We start from the raw sequence: 19261 nt of genomic DNA, 5'->3' as shown, positions 1-19261 counted from the left end.
GCTATCCTCGCATACTTACTTTCCGGGGCGCGACTGAGGCGAACCGGGAGACGAGGATGTCAAAAGACGAGAAAGACCCTAGCAGGCTAGAAGGCCGCGACAACGACGTCACCGGCGATCTGGTGCGGCTGATGCCCCGCGACCTTATCTTTCAGATGCGGTTTCTCGGGGAAAGCCAATATCTGCTTCAGCGCCATTTCCAGTCCTTCATGGAAGCCGAGATGGCTGCCTCGGGTTTGACGCGGGAAACGCATCCGATGATTCAGTCCTTCATTGACACCCACGCGGTCCTTCTGCGCGACTTCGTCTTCTCAGGAGTCTCTTTGTCCCACCAGTTTCCCCTCGAGGAGATCGAACGTCTGCTCGGGGGATGGCGCAGAGCTCATGCGTGTCGATATCTGGGATCAGTTCAGGAGCCACATCGAAGCAGCCGAAAGACAGTTCCGCGCTCAGCTTCCCAGTTTGCCAGCGCAGCTTTCCGCGTGGGAAAAGCCGAAATCCGAGCCCGGGGCAAAGTGATGATGGTTGCTTCAGCGCTTGATTCCACGCGGCTGCTAGCCTTCGAGAATGGCCGCCGGATTCTGCCTGACCGCGCTGTGTGCATCCGCCATGAGAAGCGCTACCAAGTCGGCGCCGAGAGCATTGAGCGCGTCTTGGACCGCCAATGTCGCATCAGCACCGCCCGTGTCGATGGCGCGGTCGACAACAGAAAGACATGGATGGTCCCTTCCGAGCCGCGTCACCACGGCATCGCGCAGAGCCTGGAAGAACATCTTTCCAGCCGTCTCGAACATGTGCTCCACCTTCTTTCAGCGCAACCCTCTCGGATGTGTCCGAGCTAACGATAGGACGTTCCCTTGACGAAGCAAGGACAATTCAAGGCCGATCTGCTCCAGCGGCGGCTGACGCTTGTGAGCCAGGTCGCCGGGCTCAACACCGAAATCTTGAAGTTGACGCAGATGCTCGGCGGAACGGAGATGGAGGCTTTGCGCCTCGAGCTGGAAATCGGCCGCGAGGGCGCAAAACCACAATTGGTGCGGAACTTGCATGAGGTGGACGAGAGAGCAACGGCGATCCGGTCGCGGCAGAGGATGTACGAGGATCAGATCGCCAGCGCCGAGGAAGCCATCGCGGAAATCGATCGCCTGCTGGAGGAGAGCGCAGGCAGTTGAAGGAGGAGCGAGATGAACCAGCAGAGTGCCCGCAACCTGACAATGTTCGATCTGTTCGCGCGAAGCTGGCAACGATCGGCCGCGGTAATGGACCTGCGCTTCAACGCCGACGGTACCGCCGTCGCTTTCGCCGGCGCTGACGGCAGCTTGGCGATAGCACCGCTTGCCGACGCAGAATCGCCCGAGAAGCGCATTCGTGTCAGCGCGGACTTCGGCCAGACGACGATCAGGCCGCGCAAGGCATCAGCGCCGCCGCTGACCGAGACCGCGCCCCTTGCCAAGGGCACGCCCCCGCTTGCCGCCGGGCCGACCGATCGTTTTATCGTCGCGAGCGGCGGGGAGGAACTGCTGAATATTGACGCCAGCGGCGAGATCGAAAACACCGGTATCCGGCTTGGCCGCCCCGTCACGGCGCTCGACCACCAGGCGGCGGATGGGATCACCGCCATAAGCGATGGCACGTTCCTCTATCTTTCCCGCGATCTCGGTCCATTGAACCGACTCGAGCCCGCCGCTGACGGGGGTATCGAAGCGATCGCGCTGTCACCCGACGGGCTGCGCATCGCGGCCTCCTCGGCAGACGGGTTGAGCCTGTGGCAAACGACCGGTACCAATCACGAATGCTTTCACCTTCCCGGCCGTCCGGTCTCAATCCGCTGGACAGCGGACAGCCGCTGGATAGCCTGCGCTCTCGGGAAGGGCGGCGTCGCGTTCGTCGATCCGGCGAGCAAGCGCACCGGAATACTGCCGGACTTTCCCGCCCCTGTGAAGTCGGTCTGCTGGAGCAGACCTGCCAATGCCGTTATCGCCTCTGGCGCATTCCGGATCGCGGCGTGGTCGATGGAGACTCCACCGCTCATCGACAACAGATCGGGCGCACTGACGACCGGACGAGCGGGTCATGTCGCGATCGAACAGGTGGCGGCGCATCCCCTGAAGAACCTGGTTGCCGCCAGCTATTCCGATGGCCAAATCGTCGTCGCTCGGATCGGCAGCGGCGACGAATTGCCGGTCCGCCATGCCGGAGGACCGGTCATGGCGCTCGAATGGTCGGCTGACGGACACCATCTCGCCATCGGAACGGCGGACGGCACTGCGGCAATTGTCACCTTGCCACCGCAAATCTTCAAGTCATGAGGAGGATATCATGCAGACCGAACAGACCCCTGAAGAAAAGAGCAAGGACGACTTTTTTGCACGCCTCGCCAGCCTTTCGGAAGAAATGATCGCTAAGCATGGCAAGGAGTTCAGCATGGGCGCGCTGGTGCTGGCGGCACGCTGGATCGCGCAGGACCGCATCAACCAGAAACAGACGTCCTGAGTAACTGGCCTGCGCCTTGTGACAGGTGTCGCGAGGCGCGGGGCCGTTAGCCGAATTCGGATGCAGCATTCACCGTCCGCTCTCGTGCAGAAGACAGAGGGTTCGTAGTACTGAGGCGAAATTCGGCAGGTCCTCGTGCATTTGGGCCGCCTCCTCATGCAGGACAGAAATGAGCTTCGGCGTTGACAGACCCTCGGCCACGGCCATCGCGTCAAGAACCTGCCAGAAGGCGGACTCCAGACAGATGCTCGTCGAATGACCCGCAATCCTCAGCGGCCGGCTGATTTTCCGGAAAGGCTGCGGGTCCCTCGCAGTAAGGGTTTTACACATGCTGTTCCCTTCGGTTTGTGGTAGCGACCGATCAATCCCTGCCCATGGCGGCCGGCGCCCGGACGTCAGGCGTGCAGGCCGAAGGCGGAGCGCTCTTCCGCCCGCACTATACGGCTCAAGGGATGAGCACGGCCCGTCCATGGATGCGACCGCTATTGAGATCCTGCAGCGCCCGGTTCGCGTCGGCGAGACGGTATTCGACCGTTGTCAATTCGACCAGTCCCCGATCCGCGAGCGCCATCAACTCCACCAGTTCAGCCCACGTGCCCACCAGGTTGCCGATGATGTTCTTCTCGGTGATCACCATGTCGACGGTCGGCACGCGGATGTCCTCGCCGTAGCCCACGACGTAGTAGCTGCCCATCGGGCGCGTCATGGCGAGCCCCTTAGTAGTCGTGCCTCTTTCGCCGACAAAGTCGATCACGGCTTCCGCGCCTTGCCCAGCGGTCAGGGCCAGCACCGCCTCGACCTCATTGCCATCCGCCTTGACGAGCTTGTCAGCTCCGATCTTGCCCGCAAGCGCGAGGGAGTCATCAGATTTGTCGACGACGATGACATCGGCGGCGCACATCGCCTTCAGGCACTGGATACCAATGTGGCCGAGTCCGCCGGCGCCAATGACGACACAGTTTTCGCCGGGCAAAAGATGACGCGTTGCCTTCTTAACCGCCCGATAGGCGGTCAATCCCGCGTCGGCATAGGGCGCTACCTCCTTGGGCGCCAGTGTCTTCGGCAGAGGCACAATATTGCGCTCCGACGTGCAAAGATATTCCGCGTAGCCGCCGTTGCAATCGAGACCCGGAAACTTGCCCGGTCCATGCATGTCGAACCCGCGTCTGCAGGCAAGGCAGGTTCCTCCGGAAATCTTCGGATGCACGATGACCGGATCACCGACTTTGATGCCTTCCACCTCCTTGCCAACCGCTTCAACCCAGCCGGCGTTCTCGTGCCCCATGATCAGGGGAAGGAGGTGGTCTCCATCAGGATCCATGTGGGGCCGCCAGACGCCCTCGATGATGTGCAAGTCTGTCCGGCACACACCTGCGCCACCAACACGGACAATAACATCCGTCGATTTATTGATCTTTGGATCGGTGACCTCCTGCAGCGAGACCCATTGTCCCGCGGTAAGGCTGTCGTCGTATCGGGTAAGCACTTGCGCTTTCATGAAACCCTCCTCCATGGCAAATCTAAGAACTGCCAACCGAAGGAGCAACCTTCATGCCACTGGCTGAAGATTTGGAAAAACAACGACTTGCGCTCTTCTTTCGGGTGTGGCGCGTTCATCAACTGAACAGTGCGAACAGCGGACTGTTCAGTTTCTAGCTATTGCTGCGCTCGCGTAACGGGCCAGGCGTTTCCAGAGGAGGACGATGGAAGCCATGCAACATCTTTCGGGATTGGAGCGGGCGCGAGCCGCTCTCGAACAGGGGAGAAGTTTTCCGGCCGGTGCAGTGGCGCCACTCGTCGCTGACAGCTGGCAACGGTGTCGTGAACTGGGGCTCGATCCCGCCGGCATCCCGCGCGACGCCGTCGTTCCCTTCAGCGACGTGCGCCACCGACGCGATGAGAATGCGGTGCTAAGATCGCTGGCGCTCGCAGAAATGCACCTCCTTCACACGCAGATAGCAGGTTCGAACTTCATGATCGCGCTTGCGGACGCGGGGGGCGTGGTGCTCGACACGATCAGCGACCCGCATTTTGCCGAAAGCTCGGTTGGACGCTCCATCATCCCTGGCAGCATGTGGAGGGAAAGCGAGCGTGGCACCAACGCTCTCGGCCTGGTCGCGCGAGAGCGCCAGCCGATCGCCGTGTATGGACGTGAGCACTATTTCAACTGCCATGGTCACCTGAGTTGCATGGCCGCGCCCATCCTTGGCACAAACGGCGAGGTCCTTGGACTGCTCGACGCCTCCTGCTCGAACGACGCACGTCAGCAGCATACACACGCGCTCGTGCGGATGGCGGCCGCGCAGATCGAGAATGGGCTCATCTTCCGCGAGAACGCCGGCAGCTTCATCTTCGCCTTCCACCCGCGCGCCGAGTATCTTGACACCCTTTCCGCGGGACTTATTGCAGTTTCGGGCGACGGCACCGTCGCCTTGATCAACCGGCCGGGCATGGCACTTCTTGCCGGGTTGCCGGCAGCGCAGGGTGTGCATTTCGACCGTCTCTTCGTGGCGGGTTTCGGCGCAGCTATGGATGGGCTGCTGGGCGGTGGCATCATCCGCGTACGGGACCGGGCCGGTAGCGGTGTGTTCATGGTCTGCCGCCAAATCGGAGAGGGCATGGCGATGCGCCCCCTGACGCGGCCCGCTCCCTCCTTTCCGGCTCTCATCAGCGATCCCGAAAAGCCGGACTTCATCTGCGAGGATCGGCTGCTCAAGCGCGCCATGGCCGAACTGGCAGATGCCACGGCACTGAGAATGCCGGTCCATATATGCGGGGACACTGGGACTGGCAAGGAGCTAATGGCGCGCCATCTGCACAGGTTGAGCCGGCGCAAAGGTGAATTCGTCGCTCTCAATTGCGGCGCCGTACCGGAGCAGTTGTTCATCGCCGAAATTTTCGGGCACGAGCGCGGCGCCTACACGAATGCACGCGACGACGGTGCGCCGGGGCTCGCGCGCGCCGCCGATGGCGGCACCCTGTTTCTTGACGAGGTGGCCGACATTCCACTTGCCTCCCAGACGGCACTTCTACGCTTTCTCGATTCGATGGAAGTGCGCCCCGTGGGCGGGCAGAAGGTCTACAAAGTCGACGTTCAGATCGTCTCGGCCACAAACCGGAGCCTGCACGATATGGTGAGGGGTCGCGCGTTCCGGGCCGATCTGCTTTACCGGCTCAACGCCATCACGATAAATCTTCCACCGCTGAGCGAGCGATCCGATTTCCCGCTCATCGTCGAGCATTTGATGAAGAAGCTGGCGCCTGGAACGGCAATCACGGACGCCGCTATTACCCGCCTCGCACAGCGATCTTGGCCTGGCAACATCCGCGAACTGAACGCAGCGCTCCAACGCGCGCTCATTCGACGGCATATGGACTATCTCGATGAGGATTCTTTCGATCATGGGGTTGAGGATGCCGTCACCGATTGCTGCAAGGGCTGTCTGAATAATACCTTCAGCAGGCGCCGATGTGCCGAAATCCGCGCGACTTATCGGCAGACCGGCAACAATGCGTCTGAGACTGCACGTTTGCTCGGGCTGTCTCGAACGACGGTCCACAAACACATCCGATGAAAGGATGCTTCCACATGGCTTGAGTTCTCGCGACCTGCCGAGAGATGCCGCACTCAGCGTACCAGAGATCGTCCCCGATCGCGTCGTCTAGCGAGCAAAGACGATCCCCTGCAAAGCTCTTCGAAGTGGCCGATCGGTTTGGCTTCGAGACTATCACGCTCACTGACCGACGACAGCGACTTCGAGGTAGAATTTACGATCAACAGGGAACGCGAAGAGCCCGATGGGGCCTCGGCGAGGGATTCGGCCACCTCGCCGTTTCTATGATGGACCTCGATGCCGAACATGCAGACTATCGCAGGCGGGTGTCGCGCGCAGGAAAACTATCGCGATCCGAACGCAATCTGGCCTGTTCGCGCGCTTCTTCTTCATCACCGAGCCAAATGGCTACAATGTCGAAGTCCTACACGGGCACTTCAAATGATTCGCATTCACACGAGAAGACGGCCAGGGCACAAGCGCGCAGCGCCGCAATTTAGCTCGCAAGAATCGGTCCCGCCCTTGTGGCGATCACGGCAAGGTCCAGGTGCTGGGAAACACCTCGATGGACCAGAATAATGGTGCACCACGCGCCGCGAGAATGGGCAGGGATCCCGAACATCTTTCACTCCGTCGACGCGTTGTCGGCTGGTGCATCGTCGAATTGAGGCAACCTGAAACTGTCGCTGAACAGCTGGCCGAGGTCGAGCGTCGAGCGGACGCCAAGGTCGTCGAAATGCTGGTTGAGGAAGCGTTCGGCCCACTCCCGTCCACGCTCCTTGAGATAGAGCAGATAGCTCCATTCAGCCGCGAATTTGCTTGACGCGCTAAGGTGCTGAATCTCCTCGTGGGCATGGATCAGGTGAAGGTAGCTGTCACGATAACGCTCGGCTTCCAGCCCCTCCAACTTGATCAACTCGTGCAGGAGATGGATTGAACGCAATTCCTTCAGGAGCGCTGCATTGAAGGTCACTTCGTTCAGCCGGTTGATGATTGCTCGGCCGGTGGTCGGCAATTCCTCCCGGACAAGCGGGTTGACTTGGACGATCACGATGTCTCGGGTGGCGGGGTCGTCGAAGAGCGGATAGAGCGCGGGATTACCGATGTAGCCGCCATCCCAGTAGGCCTCACCGTCGATCTCGACCGCTTTGAACATGAACGGCAGGCAGGCGGACGCCATGACAGTTTCAACGGAGAGGTCGGGCTGCGTGAACACCTTGGCCCAGCCTGTGCGCACATTTGTAGCGGTGACGTATACCTTGAGCCTGCAACACCGATTCACTGCGTCGAAGTCGACTGCGCCGGCAATCAGGTCGCGCAACGGATTGATGTCGAACGGGTTCAGTTCATAAGGAGAGAATTGCCGCGTAACCTGTTCAAACCAGAAGTAAGCTGGGGAGTGGTCGAGGCTGAAATTGTCGAACATGCGGTCCCATGGCGTGCGGCGCAGCGGAGACCAGCGCCCGGCGTCGCTCACTGCTTTCCAGAATGCTGCCAGCGCATCGCGTCCACCCTCCGCACCCGCCTTTTCTATGCCGTCCGCCAGCACGACGGCATTCATCGCACCGGCGCTCGTCCCGCTGATGCTGCAGATGTGGATGCGACCGTCTTCCAATAGCCGATCCAGCACCCCCCAGGTCAGAGCGCCGTGGGACCCGCCACCCTGAAGCGCCATATCGACCCGTTTTTGTGTCACTTGGTCGGGCATGAGATTGCCTCGGCTCTCGTGATATCGGTAACCTGGATTCAAGCCGTCTGCGTTTCCGCCAGATAGTCGTGAACAACTGTGCCGAGGCCTAGTGTCAGATCGGCGACGAAATGAGCGGCTGAAACGACCTCCAGAACCGGCAGTTCAGCAACGGGCGCCAGCGCGTGGGGCCGCAAGTCCAAGCCTGCGGGTCCACCCCATGCGCCCTTCAACATCACATCCTCCATCTTAAGGAGTACGAGTTCGCAAACTCTCAGGCTGCCATCTACATGCGGAATAATCTTCAATAGGAATGTCGGCTGGCACAGCGAGGCCAGCACCTCGGTGTGGTCGAGTGCCCAATGTTTAAAACCCATGGTCCCCGTTGCGATCCGGACCGGGCCGTAGTCGAGGGTGCCGACCAGCGTGTCCCTATGGACCTCCAATGCAGGATGCGCATATTTCTTCGGGAATCCCCACAACTCTCGGCCACCAAAAATTGGCGGTCCGTCGTCCAAATACATGGTATGCGAATAGCCGCCGATCATGCCGTTAAACCGTACGGGAATGACCTGACCGGACTCCACATAGCTCCCGAAACCCGCACAGTCGGGCATGCGAATGAACTCAAACTTTACCAAAGGATCATCGAATTCTAGCGGCTGAGGGACCACGCCGCGTAGCCGGTCGGGGTCCGTCCGGTAGGTGATGATAAGGTACTCGCGATTGACGAAGCGATATGGGCCCCTCGGGCAGGCGGGGCTTGTCAGCGGCATCGAATAGGCTTGGGCACGCACATCTTTGGACTTCAAGGCTTCTATCTCCTTGGCTGTGGGCTAATCTCCAACAAGGACACTCGCACAGCAAGGAGCATGCCAACGCGGTAATCTATTGTTTGGATAAGCTTTCACGCTTCCCGCGACGGCCGCTCAGCTATCGGATCGGCAAGATTTGTCTTGGTTTGTAAGAATCTCGTCACTGGCGCCATCGCCGACCGGCTAGCTTCTGAAATCGAGATGGACCTTCATTTCAGCTAACGATTTGACTGGCAGCTTGTAGTTACAATTGCATAAAACGGACCAGAAGCGCCGATCTCTCGGACTTCTTGATGCTTGGGATTTAGGGTCTTTCTCAATTTGTGTGGTTCATTCGCGGTTAGCGACGATGCCGCGCTGCGTAGGCATGCGAACGAACGCGAATTGGCCACCTGGTCCGGCGCAGGTGTTTGCTCCGATTGCGGACGGCGGACCCGAAATCAGCACGGCTGTTCAGCCGCAGCATTCTGGTGTGCATATCGAATTATGAACGACAAAACATCCACCGAGCCATTGCCAGCGGTTGCTGCTCCCTATGCGCCGGACAAAAAGGGTCATCGAGATTGTCGGTCTGCTCGGACACAGCGCCGGCGGGCGTCCTGCAGTCTGATGAAGCGTCTTGGCATGCCGGTCAGCGACGATACGATCCTGCGGCAATTCCAACGACATGCGCCACGCAACGGGCCAAGCTCGCTCCGGACGGTATCGATGACTGGAGTTGGCGCCCTGCTGGCGTTATATGGTCCATCATCGTGAGCTGGAAACCGCGAGGTTGACCTGTCCCATGAAATCGGACTACGCGGCTGTACCGGCAGCTTCTCTAACCTGGGGCGGCTTCTTGCCAGTTGGCGGCGCACCAACAAGGCCGACAGCGCGGTTGCTCGGCTGCGCCCAACTTCTCTGCGTGCCACCCGCAGCCTGGATCCAGCGGAGGGGCGAGGTAATCTCGCGTCGTGGCTGCCGCCTTGTGCATCAAGTCGAGGGGAATACTCTCCGGAGACCAGGCTAGGAAGGTGACATCCTGAAACGGGGGTTCACCGGTTTCGCGGCTATGGCTGGGCCCGCACTGAACTCCTGCGGCCCAGGATGCTGCCGATCGATGTCGATCACCACACAAAGTGAGGAAGACGCCAAAAAGTGACCGGCGGAGCGGTCACAGGTGGCACGGTCTGCGAACAGCAGGCCGCGCGGGAGGACCGGCCGCAAAGTCAGCGGCCGGTAGGGCTGGATGTCAAATGGTCCCGGCGCCCATTTCGTTGGCAATACGGTCTGCCTGGCGGATTGCCAGCATAACGATCGTCAGTGTCGGGTTTTCCGCTCCGCCCGTGGTGAACTGGCTCCCGTCGGAAATGAAGAGATTCTGGATGTCATGCGTCTGACCCCATTTGTTGACCACACCGTCGGAGGCCTTTTCGCTCATGCGGTTGGTTCCAAGATTATGGGTCGAAGGATAGGGTGGGGTCGGGAAGGTGCGGATCGCTCCAATGGCCGAGTAAAGGGCCATTCCCTGCTTGTAGGCATGGTTGCGCATCGCCTTGTCGTTCGGGTGGTCGGTGAACCAGACATCGGGGATCGGCATCCCGTACTGATCCTTGAGCTCGGGATGCAGCTTTACCGCATTCTGCTCCTGCGGCATGTCCTCGCCGACGATCCACAGGCCTGCCATGTTGGCATAGCTGTCCATGGCTGAGGTGAAGGAACGGCCCCAGCCACCCGGATCAAGGAAGGCCGCCATAAAGGGCACGCCAAGCGCCAGCGTTTCCAACTCGTAACCACCGACGAAACCGCGCGACGGGTCATGTCTTGCCTCGTCCCTGATGATGCCGGCCATCGTGGTGCCGCGGTACATATGCACGGGCTTCTCGAAAACGGCGTAGACCGAGCCGGTCGTATGCCGCATGTAGTTCTTGCCGACCTGACCGGAGGAATTCGCCAGACCGTTGGGGAACATTGCTGAGTGTGAATTGAGCAGCAGTCGCGGGCTTTCGATCGAGTTTCCGGCAAGGCAGACGATCCTGGCCTTCTGCTCATGAAGTTTGCCTTCCTTGTCGGCATATACGACGCCTGTCACCTTGCCGGTCTTGTCGTGCTCGATCTTGACCACATGCGAATTCGATCGGACTTCCAGCTTGCCGGTTGCCTCACCCTTCGGGATTTCCGTGTAAAGCGTCGACCATTTGGCGCCCCACTTGCACCCCTGGAAGCAGAAGCCGGTCTGCTGACAGCCGATGCGGCCGTCGCGCTCGGCGGAGTTGATCGCCATCCGGCCGGTGTGACATTCCTTGTAGCCGAGCTTGTCGGCACCGGCCTTGAAGACCTTGAAGTTATTGTTCCCCGGAAGGCCCTCGATGCCGTTGGTGCGGGTCACGCCCATCTTGTCCTCGGCCCGGGCATAGTAGGGCTCGAGTTCGGCGAGCGTCAGCGGCCAGTCGAGCAGGTTGGCGCCTTCTATCGTTCCGTAGTGCGTGAGCGTCTTGAACTCGTGCTCCTGGAAACGCAGCGATGCACCAGCCCAATGTGTCGTCGTGCCGCCGACTGCCTTGACGATCCAGGCCGGGAGGTTGGGGAAGTCCTTCGAAACGCGCCAGCCACCGCCGGTCGTGCGGTGATCGAGCCATGCAAGCTGGGCGAAACTCTCCCATTCGTCGTTGATGAAATCCTCGTACTCGATGCGGCTGCCCGCCTCGAGAATGACGACGTCGATGCCCTTTTGCGCAAGTTCGTTGCCGAGCGTGCCGCCGCCGGCGCCGGAACCGATGATGACGACCACGCCGTCGTCCTTGAGATCATATGGAGCTGCCATGATATCCTCCCGAAAATGTACCCTGCGGCGCACAAGCGTCCGCCTGCCCGCCGCCTCCTCCGGCGCGGGCACATTCGCTCAAAGCCACTCGATGTCGTTGAAGCCGCGGTCGATGTAGCCGCCCTGCGAGTAGGATTCGCCTTCATATCCGAAGATCGGCCAGAGCTCCTTTTGATTGTAGAGGCTGACCACGAGATCGCCGCGTACCGCCTGGAAGAAGGGTGTCGTCTCGATGTCGCGCAGGATCGCGACCCGATCGTCCTCCCACGACAGGCCGCGATAGCCGCCGCTGCCGGCGCGCTTGTCGAGATCGGCGACACCGTTCTCTATGAGCGCCTTGTGTGCCGTATCCCTCGCGGCTTTGGCATCCTGCCCCTTGATCGCGATCGCATAGAAGCGGTCGGCGAGCTGGTCGTGCGGATAGATGTCGCGGGCAAGCAGGATCAGGGTTGCGACGGTTTCCGGTCTGAGTGCTGTCGTCTCCAGGCCCCAGGCATTCTCGGGACTGAGGACCGAACGACCGGAAACAATCAGAGCCGCGCCGACCGTTCCGCGTTTCAACAATTCACGGCGCGAGATGCCGCGCCGGTTCTCGTAGATATCCGCCATTGGGCTATCCTCCCCTTTTTGCAATCGCCTGCGAGCCAGGCATCTTGGGCGGCGCCCTCCTCCAGGCGCCGCGCCGTTATTTGAAGCGACCATGACGCTGCAAAACCTCGATCTTGTAGCCGTCCGGATCGGTGATGAAGAAGAAGCGAGCGATGAGAGCGCCTTCGCGGTTGAATTCGACGATCTTATTGGGGTTCAGCCTGGCAGCCGTCACGCGCGCATGCACGCCGTCGAGATCATCCACTGAAACTGCGAGATGGCCGTAGCCGTCGCCAAGGCTATAGGGCTCGGTACGTCCCTTATTGATAGTGAGTTCGACCTCGAATTCGCTCTCATCATTGCTCATGTAGACGAGCGTGAAGGTGTCGAAGTCCAGTCGGTCGGCCACTTTGAGTTCGAAGGCCTTTTCATAGAAATTGATCGAACGCGCCTCGTCCAGAACGCGAACCATCGAATGTATTGCTTTTGCCAACATCGTGTCTCCCTTTATGAGGGGATGCTAGTTCGCGATCGAGACGCGTTGGTAGCAACGGATTACCGCAGGCAAAAAAGACCGTCAAAATGCGATATCTGGGCGTGAACGGGGTGATCTCCCCCACGGCCGAGGTTTGACATCAACTACCGGCGAGCCATACTGGAATCACAAGAATAAAGGGAGGAACCATGTGTGAGATCTATGCGGGCCAGAACCCTGAGCGGTACCGCCCGATAAACCGTTCCGTCCGCATTGGCGGCCATTCCACGAGTATCCAGCTCGAAGCGGCCTTCTGGGTGCTGATCGACGAGATTGCCGAAAAACAGGGCCTTTCGACCGCCCGGTTTCTATCGACCCTTTATGACGAAGCGTTGGAGCTTAACGCCTCGATTTCGAATTTCAGCTCGCTGCTTCGCACGAGCTGTCTGATCTACCTGATGAATGGCGACAAGGTACAGTCGCAGGCATTCCGGGTCATCGCCGCCGAATAGGCTTCCCCATTTCTACCGGGACGCCTGTTCGCAATGGCTTCGTTCGTTCAGCACCAGCGCAACCGTTTCGAGCTCTGGCCGATATGCGGGTTGACGCAGTTGCACGGGTCGAGTTCGCGTTAGTGGGCCACCACGGCATCCTCGGCTTTGTAGAGATGACCGACATTGTGCTCGGGCGGCTAGCGCGCATTGCGCCGGTCCAGGAGTTCGATGATCTTCCGCTTCCAACCAGTCGACACCCCGCTCGACGATATAATCCTGATGGAAGACGAAGAAGTGCCATAGTAGAGTTTTTTCAGGATCAGTTGCTCGATTTTGTCGGGGAGCGTTTCCATCCGATCGGTTTCATTCCTTGGCAAGGCGATGTCCAGAGCGACGATACCCCCAGCCGTCGCGGTGTGGATTGCGCGGTAGCGCACGGCTGCCCCGGCCGTTGGGAAACGGTGAAGGAACGCGGCATGCCTCTTGCGGGGTGCATTCGAAGAAATCGCCGGCTTCGGAAGCGAAGAGGGCCGCAAGAAGGATCCACGTTTCGTCCACCACTGAACCTGCTAGCTTGATCATCAGATAATGCTGGAACCGTGTGCGAAATTCCTTGAGCCGCAGAGCAAGGTGAGACGGAAAAAGACGGCTGAGAGCCTGCATGACCCGGTCACTCAAGTACGCCGGCAGGAATGAAAGCCGTTCCGCAAATGCGTCGATCCGGCTCTTTACGGCAAAGAGCTTCGGCAGGCGTCCGGTCGCTAACACCCAAGATCAATACCAAGGTGATTGATCAGGCTAGCCCTCCGTCCGCATCAACTCGGGCGTAGAGCGCGAGCTCAGTGTAGGCGAGACCTCTTTGGACGAGGGATCCGCCGGAGTATCGCAGATGCCGCCAATTACGGAGGCGCAAGTCAGGATGATCCGATAACGGAAATACGGCTCGCGTCCGAGCGGCTTCAGCGCCCATTCCAGTTCGTCCAGAGTCGCTCCAGGAAACGCGATAACCTGTCGACCCTCTGCCAGGAGATGAAGTGACTTGATCCGCATCGTGTTGATGATGACCACGCCGCGGCGTAGCGTCGAGCCTCCGGTCAGCCCGTGTTCGCCGCCTGAGCGATAACGGCGTCGCCGCCGTTCATGCAGGCCTCGAGCACTTTCCAAAACTGCGCAAGGCCCCGGTAGGACAACTGCAATCGCCTTTCCATCGCCGAGGCGGTAGCCGCGTGTGAACCGCCGCATTCGCTCAAGAGAGGGGGCGTTCCATTTCATGTGGCAGTCATGTTGAAATGTCCGCGGTTGCGAAAAGGTGGAGGGACGGGAATGACAGTGAACTTCAGCGAGCTTCGGGATGCGTTCGAATTCGTGAGCTCCGGTGGAAGCGGCGAAAACACCGCCTATCTGTGCAAGGAGACAGGCAAGATCTACTGGGAGGACTGGTTGGATGACGTCGAGGAACTGCCAGACGATATCGAGGACAGCGCGAAATACATCCCCATTCCGGACAAGAGAGAGCTCGATCTCGGCATGCCGCTGGTGCTGAGCTTCGCGCGCCGCCAACTGCCAGATGATTACGCTAAGGTTCGGCAAATTTTCAGTCGCGGGGGTGCCTATGGCCGCTTCAAGGACCTGTTGGAGCACCGGCACGCCTTGGATCGGTGGTACGACTTCGAGCAAAAAGCAACGGAAGAAGCGTTGAGGGCCTGGTGCGACGATAATGACATCGAGGTCAACTGACGCAGGCGCCGCCTCCCGCCCGACCCCCTGCGAGTTCGTCGAGCGCGACCGTTATAACGGCTTCCTCGACGTCTGCTTAGGCGCCGACGGCCACGAGTTCAATCGCTGGCTTGTCGATAACGGCAATGTCGATTGGTCACGGTGCAGCAAGGGCACCTATGCAGATGCGCAGGACACTGCGCGATCAAAGCTGCAGCGTCTGGCGCGGCAGGTATCAGTAGCCTTGCCAGGCGCCGCGCCGAACGTGCAAAGCGTCAGCCGTCTTGGTGAACAGAGGATGCGGACGCACACTGCAGAAAGACGGCGCAGATCGATGGACCACGAAATCGGCGGGCGGACGCGGGTCATTGTGGTCAGCCACCAACTGCTGGCAACGGAAGTCGACGTCACATTCCAGCAGATCCAGAAATACGAAAAAGGGCATCAATCGCGTCTCCGCGGCGATGCTCGTGAAGATCTGCCAGGCCCTGAACGCCAGTCCCATGGAGACGATCGGCGCCTACTTCCCGCAGAAGCTGGTTGGATTGGCTACAGGAAAAAGCTCCTGAGCGCGGAGAAAACTGGCCGGAATACGGCGTGCGCTGCGGGACGGGTAGTCAGCACGTCGCGAGCGCCCGCCATTGCGAGTGGCTGGGCCGGCAATTGCCGGCCCAGCGATCGCTCCTACCACCAGGCTGTGTAGAAGACGACAAGTCCCGCCGCGACCGCTTCGCGCGCCTTGGCGATGAAGGCGAGGTCATCGTCCAGTTCGCTGCCATCGGAGACGCCGAAGAAGAAACCTTCGGTGTGCGGCAGACGCCGATTGCGGATTGCAACCTCCAGGCGGTCGAGGTCCTCGGCCGAAAGCTGAAGATTGACGCAATTGAAATCCGCCTGGGTGCCGCCCTTTTCGCGATAAAGCGCTTCCATCCAGCCGTGCAGGTTCGGGTGCTTGCGCCAATAATGAAGCGCCACCGCATCGCCGACGTCGAAATCCACCGGCACGGCGGGCGATTGGCGAAGAGTGCAGGCGTACATGTCGAGTCCCATGATTTTCTCCTTTCGTTGCTCGGTCCCGAAGGACGCTGCGCGAAAGGCCGGACGGCCACAGGCGCAGCCGTCATGGCCAACACGGGTGCGCCGGCATCATTGCCGGCAGCTGGCGCGGGCGGGCCATTGACGGCGAGGCGCCGTCCGGCAGGAGTGCAAAAAAACCGAAGGGACGGCAGCGAAAGGGCGAGAGGGCCGACATCGTCCTGCGCAGACAGCAAGACCGCGCGCGGAATTCTGACCGTGGGCGGCTACAAGGCGATTTCTGAAGTCGACAATGCTCTCTCGTCGCGAAAGGCTGGCGCGAGAAGGCGTGAACGGCGCGACGCTGCGGAGCAAATTCGGCGAGCGCTGCCACTGGTTGGACCTGCAGAAGGACACCGCCGCCTGCAGGCGATCAAGGAGGCGCATCGGGGACTAGCCCGCGTGGTGATCGGTTCTTGCTGAGCGCCATCTACAACCGCAATGGCACGGGTCGAGGGAACGACACCTGCTCGATGCAGTCGCGCGGCTCGGCTACCTGGCGTATCCTCGAAACCGCCCGCGATCCCGGCTGAAATCCAGCATCAGCCTGAGGCTGATCTTCCAGTCGAATGGGCCAGATGAGCGAGGCCTAGCGGCCGTGATGCGACGAGCAAATGATTTGAATCGGCGTCATGATCTCGCTAGCCGCGATCAACGATCGGGAGACGGCCAACTATATCTCGAAGTCTTGCGGCGACATGACGGTCGAGGTCGACCAGGCAAACCGCTCAACGGGGATAAAAGGATCGTCACAGTCGCGCCGAAGCAGCTCAGCCGCCGATTGCTGATCCTGCCGCACGAGGTGCTGCGCATGCTCAGCGACGAGCAGATCGTCTTCATGGCCGGCAATCCACCGCTTAGATGCGGACGCGCTATCTGGTTCCGGCTCGCGGATATGAAGGCATGCCTAAAGCCCAATGCAGACTTCCGGGACAGCGCGGAGAAGCAGTGGAGCTTCTTGCTTAAGGCGCGTCATGGTCTTCGGGAATTCCTTCCAGCAGCCCGTCATGAACTTCGAGCAAAACGTTCGTGATCGCCTGACCCAGAGCATTGCCGGCTGCCCGGACGTCGTCTTCCGTGCCGTCACGCGCCCCCTTGGCGAGCTCAAAACGCTGTTCGCCGACAATTTGCTTGGCAATTTTCAATCGCCAAGCGGCCGAAATCGGCACGGCTTCCGACTTGAACCGTTTCTTCCGTGATGAAGCTTCGAATATGTTTCACGCGCCATACATCCTTGCCGCGGTAAATGCCAGTGCGTGAGTCTTGCCGCAAAGCGGAATACAGCCTTGTGATACACAAAGCATTCCCGAAGGCGCGCGCGACAAGGCAACAGCTTTCGAACAGATGCTTTAACCCGCCACCAAGTTGTGGAAATAGATGCGATTGTGCGGGTGGCGCGCCCGCGTCGCGTGACAATGGATGAATCCGGTGAAAATGTTGCCGTGGGAGATAACGAGGACTCAATCATGACCACCACCAATGAAATCGCTGACAAGATCGCCGCCGACCATGGCCTGACGAAAGCTCAGGGCAAGACGATCGTTGAGGCGGTCTTCGCCGCTGTTGCTGCGGCGGCAACGGCAGGCGCCGAGACGGCTATTCCCGGATTCGGAAAATTCAAGGTCAAGGACACGCCGGAGCGCGATGCGCGTAATCCCGCAACCGGCGCGACGATCAAAGTGGCTGCCGCGAAGAAGTTGAGCTTCCAGCCGGCGAAGGCGCTTAAGGACGCGATGAACAAGTAATCCGCGCCTGCACGGAAGCGCCCGGTTCGACCGTCGTCGAACCGGGCGACCTCGGTTTGGCGCACGTCGCTCGGATCGGCGAACAATCCGACGCGCTTGGCACAGATGCTGTGATCCCTGATGACGACGCCGCTTGCGAAAGAGCGGAGAATGGATTTGACGTTTGCATTGTTCTCGAACTGGATGGGCTGCTTCCGGATACGGAACGGCTCCTTCGGGAATTCCGGTACGACCTCGCGCAAGACTTCTTCTACCGGCTTGCTGGCCTCGACCACAGCGAAGCAACGCGTCTCATCAATATTGAGATTTGCGCTGACGCTCTCCATGTCCTGGGCCTTAGTCCAGGCGATGCTCCTAGCGGCGGCATCAAGATTGCCATCAGTGTGATTGCGACCGCACGGCCGGAGACCGTTTGCGGACTCCGGTCGCATCGCGACGAGAGCTGTGCGCCTGAGCCATCTCGCTCAATCCGCCTGACGGCTCCGCACTCATCACGATCATGAATCGTTTGACGCAGACCGATTCATAAGTCTTGTTGGACGCCGACGACGAAATTTCCGACCCTATCGGCATGATCGCGCAGCCTTATCAGCTCTATGTCGAACGAACGGATCCCTCGAGGAACATGGCCCGTTATTACGCCATGTCGATCGAGCCGACCTTGTTCGGCGATGCCTGTTTAACGCGGCGGTGGGGACGCATCGGCTCCACGGGCCAGCAGAAGACCCATCATTTCGACCGGGAAGAAGATGCGGTCCGGCTGTTTCTCGATCTGCTCCGACAGAAAAGAAAGCGCGGTTATCTTCCGCGCACTTCGGTGCTGAGATGAACGAGGTGCGGCGGACACCCGGCCGGCAAAGCCTCCACTTAAAGGAGGCTCGGCAGTGATGGGCCGTCCTGGTCGGCCATGATGAGCTCGCGCTCGGCCAGCGCGAGCTCTAGCTCCGCGGGAATTTGGCGGCGCTCGTCCATGTCGCAAGCATTGTTCATCTCGGCCGAAGCTCTTCGACTTGCTGTTCGAGGGAAATCGTCATCGTCGTCTGCACGATTTTTGTGAAAGAGGGCGGCTCCGGTCATGGCGGACCGGAGGGGTGGGGAAGCGAGGAAGGCGACCGTCGGAGCCGGCGAGTAGGGAAACCGAAATGCGCCAGCATTTTGGGGTCTAACCGCTCGTCCTCGAGGCCTTCGGTCTGGGCGCCCCGTTGGAGGATCTGAGCAGACCCACCCGGCTCCGTATGGCACCCGAAACGCGGGAGGCTCCGGCTTTCTCATGCGTGAAGAGGGAGCCCCGCCTTGCGGCGGAGCCCCTGGCGGGAAACTCAATCCCGGTTCGGCCGGGACCAGATCAGCTGCAGGCCTTCCTCGCCTTCCACCTCGATCAGTGTGGCGTAGATCGGCGCGGGGAAGCTCGGGTCGTCCAGCTTGACCGAGAGGTAGTCGCGACCCTCGTTGGAGACCTTCTGCCAGGCGGCTCCGAGTTCCACATTCGCCGCTGCGAAGATGCGGAAGTGCGGGCCCTTGTCGGAGGGGTTCTCGATGCGGACCAGCTTGACCTTGACATTGAGGTTGAGGGTTTTGATGACGCCGGAAAAGGAGCTGCCGTTTGAAGTGAAAGTGCCGATGGTAGCCATCTGTCGTCTCCGTGAGTTTCTCGGGCCGCGACCATCGCGACCTCGATGGTGGTCGATGGACCGGAGGCGGTCGGCCCGCACCCCGGAGGGGCCGAAACGGTAGTGTAGAGCAGCCAGGGCGAGACTTTCTTGGTCCGCGAGGAATGGTGGCGAAGCCAGCAGGGGAAGAAAGTCGCGAACGGCTGT

The 19261-nt window shown here is 60.2% G+C and carries 20 protein-coding genes and 3 pseudogenes; 10 read left to right on the top strand and 13 right to left on the bottom strand.

The window, feature by feature from the left end; genetic code table 11:
* Positions 1 to 56 precede the first annotated feature (56 nt).
* From QN219_RS22910 to QN219_RS22895, 4 genes are read left to right on the top strand one after another with little or no spacing between them, the layout of a single operon-like run.
* Positions 57 to 842, top strand: a complete 786-nt coding sequence (locus tag QN219_RS22910; protein WP_284002363.1) for a hypothetical protein — start codon at positions 57 to 59, stop codon at positions 840 to 842.
* Between the two features lie 15 nt (positions 843 to 857).
* Positions 858 to 1172, top strand: a complete 315-nt coding sequence (locus QN219_RS22905; RefSeq protein ID WP_284002362.1) for a hypothetical protein — start codon at positions 858 to 860, stop codon at positions 1170 to 1172.
* Between the two features lie 12 nt (positions 1173 to 1184).
* Positions 1185 to 2309: a hypothetical protein gene (locus QN219_RS22900; protein WP_284002361.1), complete on the top strand. Its 1125-nt coding sequence runs from the start codon at positions 1185 to 1187 to the stop codon at positions 2307 to 2309.
* Between the two features lie 10 nt (positions 2310 to 2319).
* Positions 2320 to 2493 carry a hypothetical protein gene (locus QN219_RS22895; protein WP_284002359.1) on the top strand — a complete coding sequence of 58 codons (174 nt, stop codon included), beginning with the start codon at positions 2320 to 2322 and terminating at the stop codon, positions 2491 to 2493.
* 69 nt (positions 2494 to 2562) lie between these two features.
* Here the strand turns inward: QN219_RS22895 and QN219_RS22890 are convergent, their stop codons facing one another.
* Together QN219_RS22890 and QN219_RS22885 are read right to left on the bottom strand one after the other, a co-directional pair.
* A complete protein-coding gene (locus QN219_RS22890) occupies positions 2563 to 2823 on the bottom strand; it encodes a ribbon-helix-helix domain-containing protein (RefSeq protein ID WP_284002357.1) in 261 nt (86 codons plus the stop codon).
* 115 nt (positions 2824 to 2938) lie between these two features.
* Positions 2939 to 3991: an NAD(P)-dependent alcohol dehydrogenase gene (locus tag QN219_RS22885; RefSeq protein WP_284002356.1), complete on the bottom strand. Its 1053-nt coding sequence runs from the start codon at positions 3989 to 3991 to the stop codon at positions 2939 to 2941.
* A 205-nt stretch (positions 3992 to 4196) separates the two neighbouring features.
* Here QN219_RS22885 and QN219_RS22880 point away from each other — a divergent pair, with 205 nt between their 5' ends.
* Positions 4197 to 6068 (top strand): sigma-54-dependent Fis family transcriptional regulator, encoded by a 1872-nt coding sequence (locus QN219_RS22880; protein ID WP_284002355.1) that lies wholly within the window; start codon positions 4197 to 4199, stop codon positions 6066 to 6068.
* 604 nt (positions 6069 to 6672) lie between these two features.
* Here the strand turns inward: QN219_RS22880 and QN219_RS22875 are convergent.
* From QN219_RS22875 to QN219_RS22855, 5 genes are all read right to left on the bottom strand, one after another.
* On the bottom strand, positions 6673 to 7722 hold the full coding sequence (locus tag QN219_RS22875; protein WP_284002459.1) for a patatin-like phospholipase family protein: 1050 nt from the start codon (positions 7720 to 7722) through the stop codon (positions 6673 to 6675).
* 71 nt (positions 7723 to 7793) lie between these two features.
* The gene (locus QN219_RS22870) at positions 7794 to 8546 is read right to left on the bottom strand and encodes an acetoacetate decarboxylase (RefSeq protein WP_284002354.1); all 753 of its coding nucleotides are present in this window, start codon (positions 8544 to 8546) and stop codon (positions 7794 to 7796) included.
* Positions 8547 to 9780: 1234 nt separating this feature from the next.
* A complete protein-coding gene (locus QN219_RS22865) occupies positions 9781 to 11352 on the bottom strand; it encodes a GMC family oxidoreductase (protein WP_284002352.1) in 1572 nt (523 codons plus the stop codon).
* A gap of 78 nt (positions 11353 to 11430) precedes the next feature.
* Complete coding sequence (locus QN219_RS22860; RefSeq protein ID WP_284002337.1) at positions 11431 to 11961, bottom strand: gluconate 2-dehydrogenase subunit 3 family protein; 531 nt, start codon at positions 11959 to 11961, stop codon at positions 11431 to 11433.
* A gap of 76 nt (positions 11962 to 12037) precedes the next feature.
* Positions 12038 to 12433: a VOC family protein gene (locus tag QN219_RS22855; protein WP_284002335.1), complete on the bottom strand. Its 396-nt coding sequence runs from the start codon at positions 12431 to 12433 to the stop codon at positions 12038 to 12040.
* 191 nt (positions 12434 to 12624) lie between these two features.
* Between QN219_RS22855 and QN219_RS22850 the strand changes: the two genes are divergently transcribed.
* Positions 12625 to 12927 (top strand): ribbon-helix-helix domain-containing protein, encoded by a 303-nt coding sequence (locus tag QN219_RS22850; RefSeq protein ID WP_284002332.1) that lies wholly within the window; start codon positions 12625 to 12627, stop codon positions 12925 to 12927.
* 179 nt (positions 12928 to 13106) lie between these two features.
* On the opposite strand, the pseudogene QN219_RS34210 reads toward QN219_RS22850, so the two are convergent.
* Positions 13107 to 13677 (bottom strand): annotated as a pseudogene (locus QN219_RS34210) (hypothetical protein).
* 555 nt (positions 13678 to 14232) lie between these two features.
* Between QN219_RS34210 and QN219_RS22840 the strand changes: the two are divergent.
* Positions 14233 to 14646 carry a UPF0158 family protein gene (locus tag QN219_RS22840; RefSeq protein WP_284002327.1) on the top strand — a complete coding sequence of 138 codons (414 nt, stop codon included), beginning with the start codon at positions 14233 to 14235 and terminating at the stop codon, positions 14644 to 14646.
* A 214-nt stretch (positions 14647 to 14860) separates the two neighbouring features.
* Here QN219_RS22840 and QN219_RS22835 read toward each other — a convergent pair whose 3' ends face one another.
* Together QN219_RS22835 and QN219_RS22830 are read right to left on the bottom strand one after the other, a co-directional pair.
* Positions 14861 to 15130: a hypothetical protein gene (locus QN219_RS22835; RefSeq protein WP_284002326.1), complete on the bottom strand. Its 270-nt coding sequence runs from the start codon at positions 15128 to 15130 to the stop codon at positions 14861 to 14863.
* Between the two features lie 179 nt (positions 15131 to 15309).
* Complete coding sequence (locus tag QN219_RS22830; RefSeq protein WP_283979464.1) at positions 15310 to 15675, bottom strand: phosphoglycerate kinase; 366 nt, start codon at positions 15673 to 15675, stop codon at positions 15310 to 15312.
* Positions 15676 to 16071: 396 nt separating this feature from the next.
* Here QN219_RS22830 and QN219_RS22825 point away from each other — a divergent pair.
* Positions 16072 to 16732, top strand: a pseudogene (locus QN219_RS22825) (type IV secretory system conjugative DNA transfer family protein); the annotation flags it as partial.
* Here QN219_RS22825 and QN219_RS22820 read toward each other — a convergent pair.
* A pseudogene (locus tag QN219_RS22820) lies at positions 16662 to 16899 on the bottom strand (hypothetical protein). The pseudogenes QN219_RS22825 and QN219_RS22820 overlap by 71 nt on opposite strands.
* 266 nt (positions 16900 to 17165) lie before the next feature.
* On the opposite strand from QN219_RS22820, the gene QN219_RS22815 reads away from it, so the two are divergent.
* A complete protein-coding gene (locus QN219_RS22815; RefSeq protein WP_284002325.1) occupies positions 17166 to 17444 on the top strand; it encodes an HU family DNA-binding protein in 279 nt (92 codons plus the stop codon).
* Positions 17445 to 18015: 571 nt separating this feature from the next.
* Positions 18016 to 18273: a WGR domain-containing protein gene (locus QN219_RS22810; protein WP_284002458.1), complete on the top strand. Its 258-nt coding sequence runs from the start codon at positions 18016 to 18018 to the stop codon at positions 18271 to 18273.
* A 38-nt stretch (positions 18274 to 18311) separates the two neighbouring features.
* Here QN219_RS22810 and QN219_RS22805 read toward each other — a convergent pair whose 3' ends face one another.
* Complete coding sequence (locus QN219_RS22805) at positions 18312 to 18434, bottom strand: hypothetical protein (RefSeq protein WP_283979461.1); 123 nt, start codon at positions 18432 to 18434, stop codon at positions 18312 to 18314.
* A gap of 329 nt (positions 18435 to 18763) precedes the next feature.
* Positions 18764 to 19075, bottom strand: a complete 312-nt coding sequence (locus tag QN219_RS22800; RefSeq protein ID WP_283979460.1) for a DUF736 domain-containing protein — start codon at positions 19073 to 19075, stop codon at positions 18764 to 18766.
* Positions 19076 to 19261 lie beyond the last annotated feature (186 nt).

The sequence above is a fragment of the Sinorhizobium sp. 8-89 genome (genome assembly GCF_030124325.1).
Lineage (GTDB): Bacteria > Pseudomonadota > Alphaproteobacteria > Rhizobiales > Rhizobiaceae > Sinorhizobium.
The sequence above is the reverse complement of the archived record's forward strand: the minus strand, read 5'-3'. Positions and strand labels throughout refer to the sequence as shown.

Excerpts from the sequence above, each read along its gene's own strand:
- QN219_RS22895 (WP_284002359.1), top strand. The coding sequence starts at position 2,320 with ATGCAGACCGAACAGACCCCTGAAGAAAAGAGCAAGGACGACTTTTTT.
- QN219_RS22805 (WP_283979461.1), bottom strand. The coding sequence starts at position 18,434 with ATGAACAATGCTTGCGACATGGACGAGCGCCGCCAAATTCCCGCGGAG.
- QN219_RS22880 (WP_284002355.1), top strand. The coding sequence starts at position 4,197 with ATGGAAGCCATGCAACATCTTTCGGGATTGGAGCGGGCGCGAGCCGCT.
- QN219_RS22885 (WP_284002356.1), bottom strand. The coding sequence starts at position 3,991 with ATGAAAGCGCAAGTGCTTACCCGATACGACGACAGCCTTACCGCGGGA.
- QN219_RS22830 (WP_283979464.1), bottom strand. The coding sequence starts at position 15,675 with ATGGGACTCGACATGTACGCCTGCACTCTTCGCCAATCGCCCGCCGTG.
- QN219_RS22810 (WP_284002458.1), top strand. The coding sequence starts at position 18,016 with ATGATCGCGCAGCCTTATCAGCTCTATGTCGAACGAACGGATCCCTCG.
- QN219_RS22800 (WP_283979460.1), bottom strand. The coding sequence starts at position 19,075 with ATGGCTACCATCGGCACTTTCACTTCAAACGGCAGCTCCTTTTCCGGC.
- QN219_RS22835 (WP_284002326.1), bottom strand. The coding sequence starts at position 15,130 with ATGGGACTGGCGTTCAGGGCCTGGCAGATCTTCACGAGCATCGCCGCG.
- QN219_RS22890 (WP_284002357.1), bottom strand. The coding sequence starts at position 2,823 with ATGTGTAAAACCCTTACTGCGAGGGACCCGCAGCCTTTCCGGAAAATC.
- QN219_RS22850 (WP_284002332.1), top strand. The coding sequence starts at position 12,625 with ATGTGTGAGATCTATGCGGGCCAGAACCCTGAGCGGTACCGCCCGATA.
- QN219_RS22910 (WP_284002363.1), top strand. The coding sequence starts at position 57 with ATGTCAAAAGACGAGAAAGACCCTAGCAGGCTAGAAGGCCGCGACAAC.
- QN219_RS22815 (WP_284002325.1), top strand. The coding sequence starts at position 17,166 with ATGACCACCACCAATGAAATCGCTGACAAGATCGCCGCCGACCATGGC.
- QN219_RS22875 (WP_284002459.1), bottom strand. The coding sequence starts at position 7,722 with ATGGCGCTTCAGGGTGGCGGGTCCCACGGCGCTCTGACCTGGGGGGTG.
- QN219_RS22860 (WP_284002337.1), bottom strand. The coding sequence starts at position 11,961 with ATGGCGGATATCTACGAGAACCGGCGCGGCATCTCGCGCCGTGAATTG.
- QN219_RS22840 (WP_284002327.1), top strand. The coding sequence starts at position 14,233 with ATGACAGTGAACTTCAGCGAGCTTCGGGATGCGTTCGAATTCGTGAGC.
- QN219_RS22865 (WP_284002352.1), bottom strand. The coding sequence starts at position 11,352 with ATGGCAGCTCCATATGATCTCAAGGACGACGGCGTGGTCGTCATCATC.
- QN219_RS22900 (WP_284002361.1), top strand. The coding sequence starts at position 1,185 with ATGAACCAGCAGAGTGCCCGCAACCTGACAATGTTCGATCTGTTCGCG.